The 17,257-nt window shown below is 67.9% G+C and carries 15 protein-coding genes; 10 read left to right on the top strand and 5 right to left on the bottom strand.

Going from position 1 to position 17,257, the window contains the following annotated elements; translation table 11 throughout:
- The first annotated feature begins 45 nt into the window (after nt 1–45).
- Complete coding sequence (locus ACIBCN_RS29590) at nt 46–1,557, top strand: MFS transporter (RefSeq protein ID WP_396994980.1); 1,512 nt, start codon at nt 46–48, stop codon at nt 1,555–1,557.
- A gap of 65 nt (nt 1,558–1,622) precedes the next feature.
- Here ACIBCN_RS29590 and ACIBCN_RS29585 read toward each other — a convergent pair whose 3' ends face one another.
- Both ACIBCN_RS29585 and ACIBCN_RS29580 read right to left on the bottom strand, forming a co-directional pair.
- Nucleotides 1,623–2,618, bottom strand: a complete 996-nt coding sequence (locus ACIBCN_RS29585) for an oxidoreductase (protein WP_396994979.1) — start codon at nt 2,616–2,618, stop codon at nt 1,623–1,625.
- Between the two features lie 70 nt (nt 2,619–2,688).
- On the bottom strand, nt 2,689–3,759 hold the full coding sequence (locus tag ACIBCN_RS29580; RefSeq protein ID WP_396994978.1) for a DNA polymerase IV: 1,071 nt from the start codon (nt 3,757–3,759) through the stop codon (nt 2,689–2,691).
- A gap of 125 nt (nt 3,760–3,884) precedes the next feature.
- Between ACIBCN_RS29580 and ACIBCN_RS29575 the strand changes: the two genes are divergently transcribed.
- From ACIBCN_RS29575 to ACIBCN_RS29565, 3 genes are all read left to right on the top strand, one after another.
- A complete protein-coding gene (locus ACIBCN_RS29575) occupies nt 3,885–4,481 on the top strand; it encodes a DUF1707 domain-containing protein (protein WP_396994977.1) in 597 nt (198 codons plus the stop codon).
- A gap of 63 nt (nt 4,482–4,544) precedes the next feature.
- On the top strand, nt 4,545–5,105 hold the full coding sequence (locus ACIBCN_RS29570; RefSeq protein ID WP_396994976.1) for a TetR/AcrR family transcriptional regulator: 561 nt from the start codon (nt 4,545–4,547) through the stop codon (nt 5,103–5,105).
- Nucleotides 5,106–5,159: 54 nt separating this feature from the next.
- Entirely contained in the window at nt 5,160–5,597 is a 438-nt protein-coding gene (locus tag ACIBCN_RS29565) for a PaaI family thioesterase (RefSeq protein ID WP_396994974.1), read from the top strand.
- A gap of 62 nt (nt 5,598–5,659) precedes the next feature.
- Here the strand turns inward: ACIBCN_RS29565 and ACIBCN_RS29560 are convergent, their stop codons facing one another.
- On the bottom strand, nt 5,660–7,282 hold the full coding sequence (locus ACIBCN_RS29560) for an FAD-dependent monooxygenase (protein WP_396994973.1): 1,623 nt from the start codon (nt 7,280–7,282) through the stop codon (nt 5,660–5,662).
- Nucleotides 7,283–7,379: 97 nt separating this feature from the next.
- The gene (lon, locus tag ACIBCN_RS29555) at nt 7,380–9,740 is read right to left on the bottom strand and encodes an endopeptidase La (protein ID WP_396995174.1); all 2,361 of its coding nucleotides are present in this window, start codon (nt 9,738–9,740) and stop codon (nt 7,380–7,382) included.
- 393 nt (nt 9,741–10,133) lie between these two features.
- Here lon and ACIBCN_RS29550 point away from each other — a divergent pair, with 393 nt between their 5' ends.
- Together ACIBCN_RS29550 and ACIBCN_RS29545 are read left to right on the top strand one after the other, a co-directional pair.
- The gene (locus tag ACIBCN_RS29550; protein ID WP_396994971.1) at nt 10,134–10,676 is read left to right on the top strand and encodes a hypothetical protein; all 543 of its coding nucleotides are present in this window, start codon (nt 10,134–10,136) and stop codon (nt 10,674–10,676) included.
- Entirely contained in the window at nt 10,673–11,719 is a 1,047-nt protein-coding gene (locus ACIBCN_RS29545; protein ID WP_396994969.1) for a PrsW family intramembrane metalloprotease, read from the top strand. Before ACIBCN_RS29550 ends, ACIBCN_RS29545 begins: the two co-directional genes overlap by 4 nt.
- A 3-nt stretch (nt 11,720–11,722) precedes the next feature.
- On the opposite strand, the gene ACIBCN_RS29540 is transcribed toward ACIBCN_RS29545, so the two are convergent.
- Nucleotides 11,723–12,436 (bottom strand): cupin domain-containing protein, encoded by a 714-nt coding sequence (locus ACIBCN_RS29540; protein WP_396994967.1) that lies wholly within the window; start codon nt 12,434–12,436, stop codon nt 11,723–11,725.
- A gap of 202 nt (nt 12,437–12,638) precedes the next feature.
- Between ACIBCN_RS29540 and ACIBCN_RS29535 the strand changes: the two genes are divergently transcribed.
- From ACIBCN_RS29535 to lhgO, 4 genes are all read left to right on the top strand, one after another.
- A complete protein-coding gene (locus ACIBCN_RS29535) occupies nt 12,639–13,994 on the top strand; it encodes a hypothetical protein (protein WP_396994966.1) in 1,356 nt (451 codons plus the stop codon).
- 198 nt (nt 13,995–14,192) lie between these two features.
- On the top strand, nt 14,193–14,984 hold the full coding sequence (locus ACIBCN_RS29530; RefSeq protein ID WP_396994965.1) for a TIGR03084 family metal-binding protein: 792 nt from the start codon (nt 14,193–14,195) through the stop codon (nt 14,982–14,984).
- 366 nt (nt 14,985–15,350) lie between these two features.
- Nucleotides 15,351–16,028 (top strand): hypothetical protein, encoded by a 678-nt coding sequence (locus ACIBCN_RS29525; protein WP_396994963.1) that lies wholly within the window; start codon nt 15,351–15,353, stop codon nt 16,026–16,028.
- A 21-nt stretch (nt 16,029–16,049) separates the two neighbouring features.
- Nucleotides 16,050–17,240 (top strand): L-2-hydroxyglutarate oxidase, encoded by a 1,191-nt coding sequence (lhgO, locus tag ACIBCN_RS29520; RefSeq protein ID WP_396994962.1) that lies wholly within the window; start codon nt 16,050–16,052, stop codon nt 17,238–17,240.
- Nucleotides 17,241–17,257 lie beyond the last annotated feature (17 nt).

The following is a 17,257-nucleotide window of genomic DNA, read 5'->3' as shown; positions in this document are numbered from 1 at the left end:
GCAGCAAGAGAACGACGTACGCAACACCGTGAGAAGAGAGTTCCGATGGACGCGAGTGAGACCCGCAATCCGAAGCGCTGGTGGATTCTGATCGTGCTGTGCCTCAGCACGCTGGTCCTGGTCATCGACAATTTCGTGCTGGCCGTCGCGGTGCCCGCACTGGCCGAGGATCTGAACGCGAGCGCCCAGGACATCCAGTGGATCCTGGACTCCTACATCCTTGTTTTCGCGGGCCTGCTGCTCACCTCGGGCAGCCTCGCCGATCGGTTCGGCAGGCGCCGGGTGATGCTGATCGGCCTCGCCCTGTTCGGTGTCGCCTCACTAGGCGCGACCCTCGCCGCGAGCCCGATCGAGATGATCGTGGCCCGCACCGTGATGGGCATCGGCGGTGCGCTGGTGCTGCCGAGCACGCTGTCGATCCTGATCACCGTGTTCGATGACGGGGAACGGCGCAAGGCGATGAGTTTCTGGAGTGCCGCCTCGGTGCTCGGCCTGGTCGGCGGGCCGGTGCTCGGTGGCGTGCTGATCGCGCACTTCTGGTGGGGCGCCGCGTTTTTGATCAACATTCCGGTCGCGGCCGTCGCCATCATCGCCGCGCTGCTGCTGATGCCGGAATCCAAGGGGCCGTGGACCGAGCCGGATGTGCCCGGCGCGGTGCTGTCCATGGTCGGGATGATCGCGCTGGTCTGGACCATCATCGAATTCCCCAAGGGCGGTTTCGATCACGCGTCCACACTGATCACGCTGGCCGTCGCAGTCGTCAGCCTGGTCGCGTTCATCGTGTGGGAAAAGCGCGTCGAGCATCCGATGGTTCCACTCGACCTGTTCGGCAACCGTGACTTCGCCGGTGGCAGCCTGTCGCTGACCCTCGTCCAGGTCGCCAACGGTGGCCTGCTGCTGGTGCTGACCCAGTATCTGCAGTTCGTGCTCGGTTACTCGCCGACCAAGGCCGGGCTGGCGTTCATTCCGATGATGGCCGCGTCCATCGTGTTCAACGGACTTGGCGCCGGTCTCGGCGGCAAGGTCGGCAATCGCACGCTGGCGGTCACCGGCATGCTCGTCTCGACCGTCGGGCTCGGCCTGCTGGCCGGTCTGTCCGCGGACAGCGGCTTCGGTGTGCTGTCCATCGCACTGGTGGTGCTCGGCGCCGGTGCGGGCCTCGCACAGCCCGCGGCGATTGCCGCGCTGATGGGCGCCGTGCCGCAGGAACAGGCCGGTGTCGGGTCCGCGCTGAACGACACCATTCAGCAGGCGGGTGCCGCGCTCGGCATCGCGGTACTGGGCAGCATCCTGTCCAGCACCTTCACCAGCAGCATGCCCGACTCGACCCCGGAGCTCGCCCGGCATTCGATCGGCGACGCGCTGGCGCTGGCCGCGCGTACCGGCGATACCGAGTTGCTCGGTACGGCACGGGAGGCGTTCACCACCGCCATGTCGGTCAGCTTCATCGCCGGCGGTGCCGGAATCCTGGCCGGGGCGATCGTTGCCCTGTTCGTCATGCGGAACAAAAAGGCCGCACCGGCGGATGTGCCCCACGAGGTGGCACTCGTCAACTAGGACAACCGAATACAGCGAAAGACCGGCTCGATGACGGAGCCGGTCTTTCGCTTCGTGCTATCGGTTCAGAATTCGCCGAGAACGTTGAAGACGGTGCGCCCGGTGTGCGTGCCGTTCTGGATGGAATGCAGCACCTCGGCCGCGTCGGTGATCGACGCGAACTGGGTGAGCGACGAAAGATGTTGCGGCCGCAACTCGTTCGCCAGGCGGGTCCACAGTTCGCGGCGCTTCTCGATCGGGCAGAAAACCGAATCGATGCCGAGCAGTGCGACGCCACGCAGGATGAACGGCAGCACGGTGGTCGGCACGCCGGAACCGCCGGTCAGGCCGCTGACCGCGACCGCGCCCCCGTAGCCGATGGCGCTGAGGATGTAGGCGAGCGACTTGCCGCCGACGCTGTCCACCGCGGCGGCCCAGCGGGCCTTGTTCAGCGGGCGCGGCTTGGCGTCGGGGTCCTCGGGCAGGCGGCCGATGATCTCGTTGGCGCCGAGCTCGCTGAGCAGGTCGCTCGCGTCGGTCTTGCCAGTGGAGGCGATGATCTCGAAGCCGAGGCCGGACAGGATGTCGATGCTCACGCTGCCGACGCCGCCGGTCGCGCCGGTGACCAGCACGGAGCCCGTCTCCGGGGTGATGCCACGGTCGAGCAGCGACTGCACGCTCAGTCCCGCGGTGAAGCCCGCGGTGCCCAGCGCGGCGGCATCCTTCGGGCTCAAGCCGTCCAGCTTCACCACCCAGTCGGCGGGCACCCTCGCGTACTCGGCGAACCCGCCGTGCTGCGAGACCCCGATGTCGTAGCCGTGCGCCACCACCAGGTCGCCGGGCGCGAAGTCGTCGTCCTCCGACGAGACCACCTCGCCGGTGATGTCGATGCCGGGAATGATCGGGTACTTGCGCACCACCCCACCCCCCGGCGTGATCGCCAGCCCATCCTTATAGTTCGCGCTGGAGAAGTGCACCTTGATCGTGACCTCACCAGCCCCGAGGAAATCCTCGCCGACCTCCTGCTTGGTCAGCACGATCCCGCTGTCCGATTCATGCGCCACCATCGCCCAGAACTCCATGCCGACGAGCATACGATCGTCCGCCCGCACCCGCGCAGCTCCCGCCGCAGGCGCATCGGCGCGGCCCGGTCTACTCGGGGACGAGTTCGAGGCGGACGCCGAGCAGGCGGATGGGGCGATCAAGGGGGAAGCGGTCGATGATGCGGAGCGCGGTTTCGGCGATTTGGGCGGGGTCGATGGTGGGGGTTGGCAGTTTTTCCTGTTTGCTGCGGGTGTAGAAGGTGTTGGTGCGGACGGTTACCGAGACTCGGGTGCCGATCCGACCCGCGTCGGCCATCTCCTCGGCTACCTCGGTGGCCAGGCGGGCCACCTGGGCGCGGATTTCGGCGGGCTCGGTGAGGTCGTGTGGAAAGGTTTCGGATTTGCTGCGGCCCACCGGGATTCGAGGCTCGGTGGTGACGTCGGTGTCACCCTTGCCGTGGCCGAGGACCCAGAGGTAGGGGCCGGTATTCGGGCCGAATTCGGCGGCCAGGCGGTGCCGGTCGGCGGCCATCAGGTCGGCGACGGTGTTGATGCCCAGGTCGGCGAGCCGGGTGGCGATTCGAGTTCCGATGCCCCACAACGCGTTTGTCGGACGGTGCGCCATGACCTCGGTCCAGTTGCCGGCCGTGAGGCGGAAGACCCCGGCGGCGGCACCCTCGTCGGTGGCCGGACCCGCGGCCGACTTGCCGGTTGATTTGGCGAAGCCGGTGGCGAGTTTGGCGGTGAGCTTGTTGTCGCCGATGCCGATCGAGCAGGAGAGCTCCAGTTGGTCGATGGCGCTGCGGATTTCACGGGCCAGCGCTTCCGGGTCGTCGGTGTCGGCGGCGAGGAAGGCCTCGTCCCAGCCCCACACCTCGACGCGGCCGGGGAAGGTCCGCAACAGCGCCATGACCTCGTCGGACGCCTCCTCGTAGCAGGCCATGTCCAACGGCAGGAACACGCCCTCGGGACACTTGCGCTGGGCGCTGCGCAGCGCCATCCCGGCCCGGACGCCGAACGCGCGCGCCGGATAGGACGCGCAGGTGACGACCTTGCGCGGCTCGGCGGGATCGCCGTTACCGCCGACGATGACCGGCAGGCCACGCAGCTCCGGGTGACGGCGGAACTCCACCGCCGCCTGGAACTGATCGAGATCGACATGCAACAGCCATCTGGCCATAGCACCGTCTTACCCCACCGGTGTGACAGACAGCCGGAATACCGGTCCGATCGGGCATCGACGGCGGCGCCCTGCGGGGCTATGGCCGTACGATTTCCCTGAGCACAAGCAAGGGGAGCAGACCGATGACCGATGCGCAGAACGAGCCCGTCGCGCTACCCGCGGTTCGGGTCGAAAACACCGATCGGGAACTCGCGGTACGACGGCTGCACATCGCGGTGACCGAGGGTCGCCTGGATGTGCTGGAACTGGACCGGCGACTCGTCCTGGCCTATTCGGCACAGACCCCGGTTGAACTGGTCGCTGTCACCGCGGACCTGCCTGCGAACAACGAGCCGATCGAGTTGCGCACCAAGAGCGGGTCGCGCGACAAACGCGGGCAGTGGACCGTCCCCACCGAGCTCATTGCCGAGTGTGGTTCCGGCAGTATCACTTTCGACTTCACCCAGGCGCTATGCCCGCACAGCGAGATCGCGCTGCACGCTTCCGTTGGCTCCGGCAGCATCAGGCTGATCGTGCCGCGTGGGTGGCAGGCCGACGTCGATCGGGTGCGGACCAAGAGCGGCAGTGTGTCGAACCGGGCGACCGAGCCGTTGCTGCCGGGCGCGCCGGTGCTGCGGGTCGATGGGAAGGTCGGCTCCGGTTCTATCAGCGTGCGGTATCCGCGGCCGCCGCGCCGGTCCTTCCTGGCCTGGTTGCTGCGTCGGCCGCGCCCGGCCTGACCCCGCGGTCACGTTCTTGCACGGACTATTGCGCTGTCCGCAAAACAGAACTAGATTCTGTTTGTGAAGATTCGAGATCGGTTGCTGTTGGCGGCCGAGCGGCAGTTCGCGGAGCACGGCGCGCTGGAGACGACGCTGGCCCAGATCCGCGACGCGGCGGGTGCCAGCGTCGGCGCTCTCTATCACCACTTTCCGGACAAGGCGGATCTGTATCGGCAGGTGTGGGCAAACGCCTTGATCGACTACCAGCAGCACTTCTGGTCGGCGGTCGGCGACAGTTCCGATGCCAGAGCAGGGGTCACGGCGGGCGTGCGGGAACACCTGCGCTGGGTCGCCGAGAATCAGTACCGGGCAAAGGTTCTCCTTTCCGCGCGGCCGCCAGGGGTGCGGGAGAGCGACAGCAATCGCGAGTTCATGCGCAACGTCGCGCGCTGGTGGCGCACGCACGCCGGGTACGGCGCGGTGCGCGATCTGTCGCTCGATCTCGTCTACGCGCTGTGGCTCGGCCCGGCACAGGAGTACTCGCGGCATTGGCTCGGCGGCAGCATGCTCGCCGCGCCGACCGACGTCGCGGACGTACTCGCCGACGCGGCCTGGCTGACGCTGAGCACCGTACGGCCATGAAACACGCTCCGCACCAACGACTCTCGAGCCCCCCGCGCGAACAAGGGATAGCTGATGACCGCGACCATCGATATCGACCTCGCCAAGAAGGTCCTCGCCGCGCAACCCTTCGCCGAGCTGGTCGGCACCGAGATCGCCGAATTCGGCGACGGCACCGCCACTCTGGTCGTTCCCCTCCGTCCCGAGCACGGCCAGCAATTCGGCTTCGTACACGGCGGCGTGCTCGCCTACGCGGCGGACAACGCGCTCACCTTCGCCGCGGGCACCGCGCTCGGCGCGAACGTGCTGACCGGCGGCTTCGCCATCACCTATCTGCGCCCCGCCAAGGGCATTCGGTTGCGGGCCGTTGCCACCGTCACCGGAGCCACCCGCCGCCAGGCCGTGGTCCGCTGCGAGATCTACACCGAGAACGCCGACGACGAGCCGGTGCTGTGCGCGGTGGCGCAGGGCACCGCGCACAGCGTCGAACGAGAGCTGGCCGGTCACGCGTGACAACCGTCCGCGTCACCGTCCCGGGCCGGGCACCGCGGGGTTGTCCGGCCCGGGTTCGCCGCTCAGGCACCGGCCGCGGCGACGTCGTCGAGCGGCCTTGCCTCGCTGGAGGCCCCGCCGACGATGCGGCGCAGCGCGGCGGTAAGAGTGCTCGCACAGAGGACTTCGTCGGAGCGCCCGGCGACGATCCCGTCCGGCCGGACGAGCAGCGCGCCGCCCTCGGGCAGGCCGGTTCGCGCGGACCATTCGTCGACGGGTAGTGCGTGCACGGTGATGTCGATTCCGGTGTCCCACTGTGCTTCACCGACCGCGTCGCGCCAGGCGGCCGAGGTGCCGGCGACCAGCAGCGCGAAGCCGGGACCGTTCAGATCCAGCGTAGAGATCTGCGGCGGCTCGTCGATCCACAGATGCGGCACCCGGGTACCGACCTGGCCGGTCAGTTGGTCGACGTGCGACGTATCCGCGTTGCCGCCGAGGACAGCGGCCGAGGTGTACCGGTACCGGGTCATCACCGTGTCGGTACCGATCTGGCGGGCGAGATCGGCTGCGTTGTCCGGGGTTTCGATGCCGTAGCGGGTGGCGAAGTCGGTGCCGAGCCGGGCCTGCTCGGCGGCGACGATCGCGCGCGGTCGCCGCTCGGGCTGATAGCTGTCGAGCAGTGCTGGGCTCGCCGTGCCGGACAGCACCGCCGCGAGTTTCCAGATCAGGTTGTGCGCGTCGGCGATTCCGGTGTTCGCGCCGTAACCGCCCCACGGCGCGTGCCGGTGCGCGGCATCGCCGACCAGGAAGATCCGGTCGCGGCGGTACTCGTCGGCGACGAAAACACCGGTGTCCCAAGCGGTTTTCGCGAGCACCTCGACCGCGATGCCGGGTACGCCGATCGCGGCACGGACCAGCTCGACGCAGCGGTGGGTGGGGTAGTCGGCGAGATCGGTACGCGCGGCATCGTATTCGAGGTGGAACGACCACTCGTCGGTGTTGTTCTTCATCAGCACCAGTCCGCGCACCGTGTCGTTGGCGATCTCGCACTGGCTGAAGGTGCGGCCGTGCAGCACCTCGGTGAGGTCGGTCCGCACGAAGATGTTGAGGTAGTGGTGCGTCGGCGGCAGTTCCCATGCGGTGATCCCGAGCGCGCGCCGGATCGGGCTGCCGGCACCGTCGGCGGCGATGAGGTAGTCGGCCTGGATGGTCGAGATAGCGCCGGTCTGATCCCGCACAGTGGCGATGACACCGTGATCGGTGGTCTCGAAGTCGCTCAGCTCGACCCCGAAACGCAGGTCACCGCCGCGCTCGCGGGCCACGTCGGTCAGCAACGGTTCCAGCTGCACCTGCGGCAGGAAACAGAAGCTGGATGGACTCGGCGCGGGGTGCGCCAGGCTTTTCATGAAGTTGGCGAGCTCGAGCTGCTCGGCGGCCACCAGCGTGGCGCCCCGGCTCGCGCCGCCGAACCGGCCCGCCTTCATCGCGGTCGCGGCGGCCCGCTGGACCCGGTTCTCGATGCCGAGCTGCCGGAACAACTCGACGGTCCGGGTGTGCACGCCGCGGGAGCGGGGCAGCACCGACCCGCCCGTCCGCTTCTCGACGAGCACGAAAGGCACCCCGTGATACTCGAGGAAGAGCGCGGCGGACAGTCCGACCAGACCGCCGCCGACAATGAGAACGGGTACTTGCTGCGTCGAAGTCATGCGTTGATGGTGTGCGTATCCGCTTGCACGAGCCTTGCGTGTTGATTACACGAGCAGAGGCCGGGCACCTGAGGTGCCCGGCCCCTTTTCCCGCATGTCAGGCGGTCGCCGCGAAGGCCCGTCCGGCCAAGGCAGGCTCGGCGACCGGCTCGATGGCGTAGGCCAGGATGTCGGCCACGTCACCGACGGGGCGGACGTCCAGTGCGGCAAGCACCTCGGCCGGCACGTCGTCCAGGTCCGGCTCGTTGCGGGCCGGGATGAACACCGTCTTCAGGCCGGCCCGCTGCGCCGCGAGCAGCTTCTGCTTGACGCCGCCGATCGGCAGCACCCGCCCGTTCAGCGTGACCTCGCCGGTCATGCCGACATCGGCGCGCACCTGCCTGCCCAGTGCCAGCGACACCAGCGCGGTGACCATGGTGACGCCCGCCGACGGTCCGTCCTTGGGGACCGCGCCCGCCGGGAAGTGCACGTGGATATTGCGATCCAGCACCGACGGTTCGATGCCGATCTCCTCCAGGTGCGAGCGCACGTAGGTCAGTGCGATCTGCGCGGACTCCTTCATCACGTCGCCGAGCTGACCGGTCAGGGTCAGCGAGCGCTCACCCTCCGCGACGTTGGCCTCGATGTAGAGGACGTCGCCACCGAGGCCGGTGACCGCCAGTCCGGTCGCCACACCCGGGACCGCGGTGCGTTCCACCGAGTCGGGAGTGAAGCGTGGACGGCCCAGGTACTCCTTCAGATCACCCAGATCGATGGTCAGCGATTTCTGCTCGCCGCCTTCGGATTTCACCAACGCGTCGTAGCCCAGCTCGGCCTCGTAGCCGAGATCGGCCGTTGCCGACGCCGTTCCGTCCTCGGACAGCCGAGTCGCGGCCTTGCGCAACGCCTTCGCGATCAGCCGCTCCATCTGCCGCACCCCGGCTTCCCGGGTGTAGTTGGCGGCGATCTCGCGCAATGCCTCGTCGGTGACGGTCACCTCGTCGGTGGTCAGGGCGTTGCGTTCCAGCTGCCGCGGCACCAGGAAGTCGCGGGCGATGCCGACCTTGTCGTCCTCGGTGTAGCCGTCGACGGTGATCAGCTCCATCCGGTCCAGCAGCGGGCCGGGGATGGTGTCCATGACGTTGGCGGTCGCGATGAACAGCACGTCGGACAGGTCGAGATCCAGGTCCAGGTAGTGATCGCGGAACGTGTGGTTCTGCGCCGGATCCAGCACCTCTAGCAGCGCCGCCGCCGGGTCGCCACGGAAGTCCGAGCCGACCTTGTCGATCTCGTCCAGCAGGACAACGGGATTCACCGATCCCGCCTCCTTGATGGCACGGACGATGCGGCCGGGCAGCGCGCCGACATAGGTGCGCCGGTGACCACGGATCTCGGCCTCGTCGCGCACGCCACCGAGGGCGACGCGAACGAACTTGCGGCCCATGGCACGAGCCACGGATTCACCCAGCGAGGTCTTGCCGACGCCGGGCGGACCGACCAGCGCGAGCACCGCGCCGGAACCACGTCCGCCGACGACCTCCAGCCCGCGCGAGGCCCGCCGGGAACGCACCGCCAAGTACTCGACCATCCGATCCTTGACCTCGTCCAGGCCGTGGTGATCGGCGTCCAGCACCGCGCGGGCGGCCGAAACATCGGTGCTATCGGTAGTTTTCACCGTCCACGGCAATTCGAGCACGGTGTCCAGCCAGGTCCGGATCCAGCCGGATTCCGGGCTCTGATCGCTGGCGCGCTCCAGCCTGCCGACCTCGCGCAGCACCTCGGCGCGCACATTCTCGGGCAAGTCGGCCTGCTCCACCCTGGTGCGGTAGTCGTCGGCGCCGTCAGGCTCGTCCTCGCCGAGTTCCTTGCGGATCGCGTTGAGTTGCTGGCGCAGCAGGAACTCGCGCTGACTCTTCTCCAGTCCCTCGCGCACGTCGTCACTGATCTTCTCGGTGACCTCGGCCTCGGCGATGTGGTCTTTGGTCCACTCGATCAGCGTGTTCAACCGCTGGGTGACGTCGGGGGTTTCCAGCAGTTCGCGCTTCTGGTCGTCGCTCAGGTAGGGCGCGTAGCCCGCGGTGTCGGCGATCGCCGACGGATCGGTCAGTTGATTGACCGCGTCGATGATCTGCCAGGCCTCGCGGCGCTGCAGTACCGAAACGACCAGCTTCTTGTATTCGGCGGCAAGCTCTTTCGTCCGGCCGTCCGGAGCGGGGACCTCGACCGGCTCGGCCTCGACCCACAGCGCGGCACCCGGCCCGGTCACGCCGTGCCCGATCTTCGCGCGCCGTTCGGCCTTCAGCACGGCCGCCGGTGCGCCACCGCGCATCCGCCCGACCTGTTCGATGGTGGCGACCACGCCGTACGAGGCGTAACCCTCGGTCAGCCGCGGCGCGAGCAGCACCGCGTCAGTCTTGGCCGCGCGGGCGGCATCGATGGCAGCCTGCGCCGATTCGTCCAGTTCGATGGGCACGACCATGCCCGGCAGCACGATCGGATCGGTCAGGAACAGCACCGGCAGGTTCTGTGGTGTAGTCACGTGTTCGACCCTTCCAAAAGTTGAGCGATACCAACTCAACCCCGACCCATCCGCCTTTGTTCCGAATATTTCCCCGCGTTCGCTGTGGGCGAAGAACCTCGTCGTTGATATCAAAGGACCCCGTCTCCCCACTCGGTCAGCGGGCGCGGTCAACGCGGGTTTCGGTCCAGATGGCGGCGGCCGCCGGTTTATGAATTGCATACGGTGTGCTGCAGGTTGGTGGGCGTGTTTCCTGGTAGGAGAGGGCGGCTGGCTTATCGTGGGGGCGGCTGCGCCGCTGGTCGGTGGCAGTTTTGGTGATCGCGCAGCGGACCCATGGAGGGGAGCATGTGCATGAGTGGGCCGATGCGGGCCGGGCACGACTGGAGACAGGCCGGGGTGGTGATCGCGGTGATCGCGGCGTTGGTCGCGGTGCCGTCGGCGCTGGTCGCGCTCGTGCCGACGCGGGAGACGGCGGTTGCCTCCGATGCGGAGGTCGAGGTGACGGCGTCGGGGGAGGAGCCGGACACGGTCGGGTTCGGCGGGGTCGGGGGGTGGCAGCGTAGGCCGACGGGGGATCGGACGACAGCGGTGCTGATCGCTCCGGATGGTTCGCGACTGGCGGTCAGTGTGGTCGACGGCGTCACGGACTTCGATGACGCGGCGGACTGGCGGCTGAAAGTGCTTGGCGCGCAGGGGTTCGACGCGCACTTCGACGGAGGGGAGGTCAAGACGCCGAACGGGTTCAGTGGGCGGACCTGCCGCGGCACGGACCGCGCGGGGGTGTGCGCGATCGTCGGCAACGAGAAACTGGCGGTGACGCTGGTGTTGATCGGTGCTGACGCCACGCTGCCCGAGCTGACGCCGGTGCTCGAGTCGCTAGCGGTGCGTCGATGAGGTGGTTCCAGCCGACATCGGCGCTGTTCTGGGCGTACTGCCTGATCTCATTCCTCGGGCTAGTCGGGCTGGTGTTCCAGTTGGCGCCGGTGGCCGCGCTGACCTGGCGTGACATCCTGGTCGGCCTGCCGTTCACGCTCGCGACCCTGCTCGTCTTCGGTTGGCTCGTCCTGCACCTGGATCGGCTGCGCGCGCGGTGGCGGATCCGGACGCCGCTGATCATGGGCTTTCTCTGGGGCGCGCTGGCCGGGCCTGGCATCGCGATGTTCGCCAACGACAACAACATGCGCATCATTCAGAACCTGGCCGGTGACGCGTTCGCCATCGACTGGCAGGCACCGATTTCCGCGGCGATCGTGGAGGAGGCGGTGAAGGGCGTCGGCGTGTTCGCCGTCGCGTGGCTCGCTCGCCCGCTGCTGAATCGGCCGATACATGGGCTGCTGCTCGGCGGCTGCACCGGCCTCGGCTTCCAGGTGGTCGAGAACATCACCTACTCGGCCAACGCCGGATTGTTTTCGGCACAAAATGATTCGGCGACCGCGGTACTTGTCGGCATCGTGCGACTGCTCACCGGCATCACCTCGCACTGGATGCTCACCGCGCTGGCCGGCATCGGCATCGTGCTGGCGGTGGCGCGCTCGGATTGGTCGGCCGGGCGACGCGCGCAGGTCTTCGTCATGTTTTATCTGCTCGGTGCCGCACTGCATTTCGGCTGGGACGCGCCGAGCCCGGCGAGCATTCCGGTCGGATCGATCATCGTGCGGACGCTCCTCTACATCCTGATCTTCGCCGTCGTCTACACCTGGGTGGTGCACACCGAACGGCAATGGTTCCGCGCGGTGGTCAACTGGGCGGTGACGCGGGGGATCGCGCCTGCCGGTGAATTGAGCACGTTGATCTCGCGGCCAAGCCGGCGACGAGCCCGTAAAGCGGAGCAGCTGAGCGGTCAGTACCACCGGCGCCATCAGGTACAGCGGCAACGTGTGCTGCTCGACTGGGTGCAGGAGGCCGGCGCAGGTTCGGGCATCCGTATCCCGGCGTGAGGCTCACTTACGCCTGGTGATCACCACCGGCTTGATCTCGGTGGGCACGCCGGCGAACGCGGCGACTGGAACACCGAACGCGGCCGCGAGAATCTCGCGGGGCAGCGAATTCACCGTGGCCACGATGCCGATGTCGTCGTTCGGTTCCTGCGCGCTGGTATTGAAAACCACCAGGACCTGCAGGGGTTGTTCGGTGCTCGCATTGCCGAAGTAGTGGAAGAAGCCCTGCGGCACGAACACCAGATCGCCCTGCTTCGCCTCGAAGGCGTCGTTGCGATAGGTGCCGTCCGGATGGGTGCCGAGAATCGTCCAGTCGGCCTTGCCGGAAATGATGTAGTTGAGTTCCCACGCGGTCGGATGCCAATGCGGCTCCCGAATGGCGCCGACCTCGAGTTCGACGAAATAGACCGAGGCCTGCTGGCCCGTCAGCACCGGAAAGGTGCCCTCGTGCGCACCACGCAGGGTGCCGCCGTCGTACCGATCCGGCTCGGCCGAGGTGAGCCGGAACAGGTGTGTCTCGGTGTCCAGCTTGGTATTCGATTCCGACGCGGGCATCGCATTGCCCTGCTCGGCCCTGGCCGACCCACCCACCGTCGCGGCGAGCGCACCGCCGATGGCCGCCCCACCGATGGCGGCGCCGGTCCCGATGACCCGGCGACGACTGACCCGCGCCTCGTCCTCGGTCTGCGGATCATCGGACTCTGGCTTTTCGGACACGCGACCTCCTGCGACGTCGGCGGTCCGCGACCGCGCGTAGGGGATGTCATGCTCACGCCCAGGTCCAGCTCGGGCGCGCTCATGGTAGCCCCGCCGCGCTACCGTTCCCCCGCGTTGACACTCGCTCCGGCGCAATGACACTGTTGGGGCCTTGATACCTCATACCGGCGGTTCCGCCGGTTCGGCCTAGGGAGATCCATCGATGAGTTCACTCGCCGCCGGCGTGTTCATCGATTGGGAAGATCTGACGGGCCAGTCCAAGTTCGTGGTCGATCTGGTGACGTTCCCGATCTTCAGCGCGCTGGCGGGCTGGCTGACCAACTGGACCGGCGTGCTGATGTTGTTCTGGCCGGAGCGATTTCGCGGCTTCCGGATCCCCGGCCTGTATCTGCTCTATCCGTATTTCCCGCGCCGGGTACAGGTGCTGCCGACCTTCTCCGGCGACGGGCAGCAGCTCGGCTTCCAGGGGTTCATCCCGGCGCGGGCCGAGAAGATGGCCAGCATCTGTGTCGACAAGGCGCTGATGCGGATCGGCAGTCCGCGCGACTTCATCCACGAACTCGACCTGGACGGCATCGCCGACTACGTCGCGGTGCTCGCCCGCAAACAGGTGCAGCCGCTGGTGGACGAGCTGATGAACCGGGAGAACCCCGACCTGTGGCGCAGCGTGCCGCGCGCGGCCAAGCAGATCATCTACCAGCGGGTGGATCGGGAGATGCCCGCGCTGTCGCGGCGCGCGTTCGAATCGCTGGGCGACAACGTCGATCAGCTCATCGATATCAAGAGTTTCGTCATCCGGTACCTGCAGGACAACCCGGGCATCCTGAAGGATCTGACCACCACCATCGCGGCGCCGGAGCTGCGCTTCATGGTCCGGATCGGCCTGCTCGGCGCGCCGTTCGGTCTGCTGCTCGCCCTGTATATGCATGTGCACCAGCACATTCCGGTGCTCGGCTGGGTGCCTGGCTGGGTGGTCGTGCTGCTCGCCTCGGCGGCGATCGGCGTGATCGTCAATGTCGTCGCGGTCAAGATGGTGTTCGAGCCCGGCGACCCGCAGCCTTGGTACAAGTACCTCTGGCAGCAGGCGCTGCTTGCCAAGCGGCAGCCGCAGGCCGCCACCGACCTCGCGCACATCCTGGCCTACCAGGTGCTCACCCTGCCGAATTTGTCGCGGGAACTGCTGGACGGCCCCAACGGCGACAAGACCCACCAGCTGCTGGAACGGCTCATCTCCGACGAGATCCATCGGCAGCTCGGCCCGACCACCTCGTTCGTGCGCGCGGCGCTCGGCCGTCGCCAGTTCGACAACCTCAAGGCGGGCGCGGCCGGTGCCGCCGTCGGGCTCGCGCCCAGCCTGGCCGAGGACGAGGAATTCATCCTGGAGCAGGCCAAGACCATCGATGTGTTCGCGGCGCGCAAGCTCCGGCAGCTGACGCCGGGGGAGTTCATGGAGATGTTCTATGCCTCGGTCGAGCAGGACGCCTGGCTGCTCTATCTCCACGGCGCGGTGCTCGGGTTGGCGGTCGGCGCCTCACATCTGATCATTTTCGGCTGGTGAACAAGCCAGTGGGCCGTGGATATAAATACAAGCACGCGTGCTTGCATTTCTGAGCGGCCACTGCGATGCTGAACCGCGACGGCACACGAGGTGGTGTGCGTTCGACTGATCGGCACGCGGCGTGCGCGACGGGCCCGGAGGCGGCAGCCTGCGTGACCACGGAGGGACCCGTGAACGCCGCGATTAGATAGGGAACAGATGGCTGACCTCGAGGCGCTGCTCAACGATTTCGCCGACGAGTGCGCGGACCTGGAACGCATCGTCACCTCGCTGTCTGCGGCCGACTGGGCCCGCCCGACACCTGCGGCCGGTTGGACCATCGCTCATCAGATCGGCCATCTGGCCTGGACCGATGAGGTCGCCACGCTGGCCGCCGCCGATGACGAGGGCTTCCAGCGACTGGTCGCCGAGGCCGCGCCCAAGGTGCTGACCTTCGTCGACGAGGCTGCCGAGGAGGCGTCGACCACGCCGCCCGCGGCGCTGCTCGACCGGTGGCATCGTGGCCAGCAGACACTTACCGACGCGCTGCGCGAGGTCCCCGCGGGCAGCAAGCTGCCATGGTTCGGGCCGCCGATGAGCGCCGCCTCGATGATCACCGCCCGCATCATGGAAACCTGGGCACACGGCCAGGACGTGTCCGACGCCCTCGGCATCACCCGCACGCCAACCGCGCGGCTGCGCACCGTCGCCCATATCGGCGCGCGGACCAGGAACTACGCCTACACCGTGCACGGAAAGACCCCGCCCCCGGCCGAATTCCGGGTCGAGCTCACCGCACCCGACGGCACGATCTGGTCGTGGGGACCCGAGGACGCGGCGCAGCGGGTGACCGGACCGGCCCTCGACTTCTGCCTGCTGGTGACCCAGCGCCGCCACCCCGACGACCTCGCCATCGCGGTGGTCGGCGCGGACGCGGCGGAATGGCTCACCCTCGCACAGGCTTTCGCGGGCCCGACGGGATCGGGCCGGACAGCGGGTCAATTCGCCTGAAACGGCAGCGACGGCCGGGTGCGTACATCCGGCCGTCGCCCACCCGACCCGATCCATAGATTCGGGAGCGGGCGAGCGCCACACTTGGGTGCGCCGTTCGTGTCGGCCGGACGCCATTGGCCGGGTGTCTCGATGTGGCAGTCGAGGATGACGCTCGCCAGCTAAAAAACTATTTACCCGCCCTTGAGGTGCTGGAAACATAAACAACCCCACGGATTCGGCGCTGGTTTGTCGGCCGATCCGCTCGGGTCTGTGATTCTGCTCTCCCCGGCGCGATACCCGCTACTGCCACGCCGTAACCTGGACGACTGTACGGCTTTCAACGATGCGGGCCGCGCTGCCAGGGGAGCAGGGAAGGGACGCATCGTGACTAGAAATAAGCCTGTCCAGATTGCTCGGCACGCCGCGATCGTGCTCGCGGGTGCCGCAAGCCTCAGCCTCACCGTGGTCGCCGGGACCTACATCGTGCACCAGATGGCCGAGCTCAATCGACCCGGCGGCGAGGTCGCCGCACCGCCCGCGCAGGCCGTCGAGGGTTCGATGAGCGGTGCGGGCTGGACAGACACCGTGCTGACCGGCGGTCACTTCGAACTGCCCGTGGTATTCACCACGCACCCACCCGACGCGGTCGTTCCCACCCCGAAAGCGGCTGCCCCGCACGTTGATTCGACGTTCGTACCGCACCCGAGCGTCGTCGGCGGAAACCTGCGGCTCGGCGACGCTTATGTGGACGCGCAGGTGGCCGCCGTGCGCACCGACACGATCTCGATCACCGTGGGCACCAACGCCTTCACCGTGCTGACCGGCCACACCCCGCTCGACGAGCACGCACGGGTGACCCAGCTGCGTACCGAATTCGACACGCGCAGTGGCGAAGTGCTGCTGATGCTGACCGATCCGGCACTGGGCGAGCACGACCTGCGCCTCAACCGCGCTCCGGCACCGAACACGAAACCCGCGCCGGAGAATACCGCCGCGCTCGAACCGACCGCTACCGACCCAGCCACCGCGCACCGCGGCACGGAACCGACCGTGGCCGTATAACTCTCGGCCTACTGTTCTCGTATGCCGAACAGTACGTACGACTTCTGCGTGATCGGCGGTGGCATCGTCGGGGTGGCGGCGGCGCATCGAATACTGCAACGCCATCCCGGCGCGACCCTCGTGCTGCTGGAGAAGGCGGCGACGCTGGCCACCCATCAGACCGGGCACAACAGCGGCGTCATCCATTCGGGCATCTACTATCCGCCGGACAGCCTGAAGGCGCGGCTGTGTCGCCAGGGGGCGAGCTGGACCAAGAAATTCGCTGCGGCACAGGGAATTCCATTCGAGGTGTGCGGCAAGCTGCTGGTCGCCACCGACGCGGCCGACCAGGGCAGGATGCTGGACTTGCACCAGCGTTCGATCGCCAACGACGTCGCGGTCGAGCTGCTCGACGCCGCCGAACTCCGTCGGCGCGAGCCGAACGTGACCGGCGTCGGCGCGTTGTTCGTGCCGGACACCGGCATCGTCGACTACACCGCGATCACCGGCGCACTCGCCGACGAGGTCCGCTCCGCAGGCGGGCAATTGGTCTTCGGCGCCGAGATCACCTCGCTCACCGAGACCGACGCCGCGGTCACCGCCGCGGGGCCGGCCGGGTCGTGGACCGCCCGCACCCTGGTGGCGTGCGCGGGCCTACAGGCCGATCGGCTGGCCCGAATGGCCGGGCTGCGCAACGATTTCCGGATCGTGCCGTTTCGCGGCGAGTACTACCAGCTGCCGCCGGCGCGGGCCGGGCTGGTGCGCACGCTGATTTATCCGATCCCCGATCCCACGCTGCCGTTCCTCGGCGTGCATCTGAGTCCGACGATCGACGGCACGCTGACCGTCGGCCCGAACGCGGTGCTCGGGCTGGCCAGGGAGGGCTACCGCAAGGGCAGTTTCGACGCCAAGGACGCGCGCGCGGTGCTGGGCTTTCCCGGCGTACACCGGGTGGCCGCGGCGAACGTCCGAACCGGTCTGCGCGAACTGCGTAATTCACTGTTCAAGCGCGGGTATCTGGCCGAATGCCGGCGCTACTGTCCCGAGCTGACCCTTGCCGATCTGCGGCCACGCGAGGCGGGCATTCGCGCGCAGGCGGTGCTGCGCGACGGAACGCTGGTGCACGACTTCATGATCGAGCGCACGCCTCGCTCGGTGCATGTTCTGAACGCACCGTCGCCCGCGGCCACCTCCGCCATGCCGATCGCGGAGCACATCGTCGATCAACTCTGAGCCGATAGCCCGAACCA

It is taken from the genome of Nocardia sp. NPDC051052 (assembly GCF_044456045.1).
Classification (GTDB): Bacteria; Actinomycetota; Actinomycetes; order Mycobacteriales; family Mycobacteriaceae; genus Nocardia.
This window is presented reverse-complemented; position numbering and strand designations above follow the sequence as displayed.

Bases quoted from the DNA above. Each gene is read 5' to 3' on its own strand.
- ACIBCN_RS29575 (WP_396994977.1), top strand. From the start codon at position 3,885: ATGACCGATGCGCAGAACGAGCCCGTCGCGCTACCCGCGGTTCGGGTC.
- lhgO (WP_396994962.1), top strand. From the start codon at position 16,050: ATGCCGAACAGTACGTACGACTTCTGCGTGATCGGCGGTGGCATCGTC.
- ACIBCN_RS29590 (WP_396994980.1), top strand. From the start codon at position 46: ATGGACGCGAGTGAGACCCGCAATCCGAAGCGCTGGTGGATTCTGATC.
- ACIBCN_RS29535 (WP_396994966.1), top strand. From the start codon at position 12,639: ATGAGTTCACTCGCCGCCGGCGTGTTCATCGATTGGGAAGATCTGACG.
- lon (WP_396995174.1), bottom strand. From the start codon at position 9,740: ATGGTCGTGCCCATCGAACTGGACGAATCGGCGCAGGCTGCCATCGAT.
- ACIBCN_RS29585 (WP_396994979.1), bottom strand. From the start codon at position 2,618: ATGGAGTTCTGGGCGATGGTGGCGCATGAATCGGACAGCGGGATCGTG.
- ACIBCN_RS29550 (WP_396994971.1), top strand. From the start codon at position 10,134: ATGAGTGGGCCGATGCGGGCCGGGCACGACTGGAGACAGGCCGGGGTG.
- ACIBCN_RS29530 (WP_396994965.1), top strand. From the start codon at position 14,193: ATGGCTGACCTCGAGGCGCTGCTCAACGATTTCGCCGACGAGTGCGCG.
- ACIBCN_RS29545 (WP_396994969.1), top strand. From the start codon at position 10,673: ATGAGGTGGTTCCAGCCGACATCGGCGCTGTTCTGGGCGTACTGCCTG.
- ACIBCN_RS29560 (WP_396994973.1), bottom strand. From the start codon at position 7,282: ATGACTTCGACGCAGCAAGTACCCGTTCTCATTGTCGGCGGCGGTCTG.
- ACIBCN_RS29580 (WP_396994978.1), bottom strand. From the start codon at position 3,759: ATGGCCAGATGGCTGTTGCATGTCGATCTCGATCAGTTCCAGGCGGCG.
- ACIBCN_RS29565 (WP_396994974.1), top strand. From the start codon at position 5,160: ATGACCGCGACCATCGATATCGACCTCGCCAAGAAGGTCCTCGCCGCG.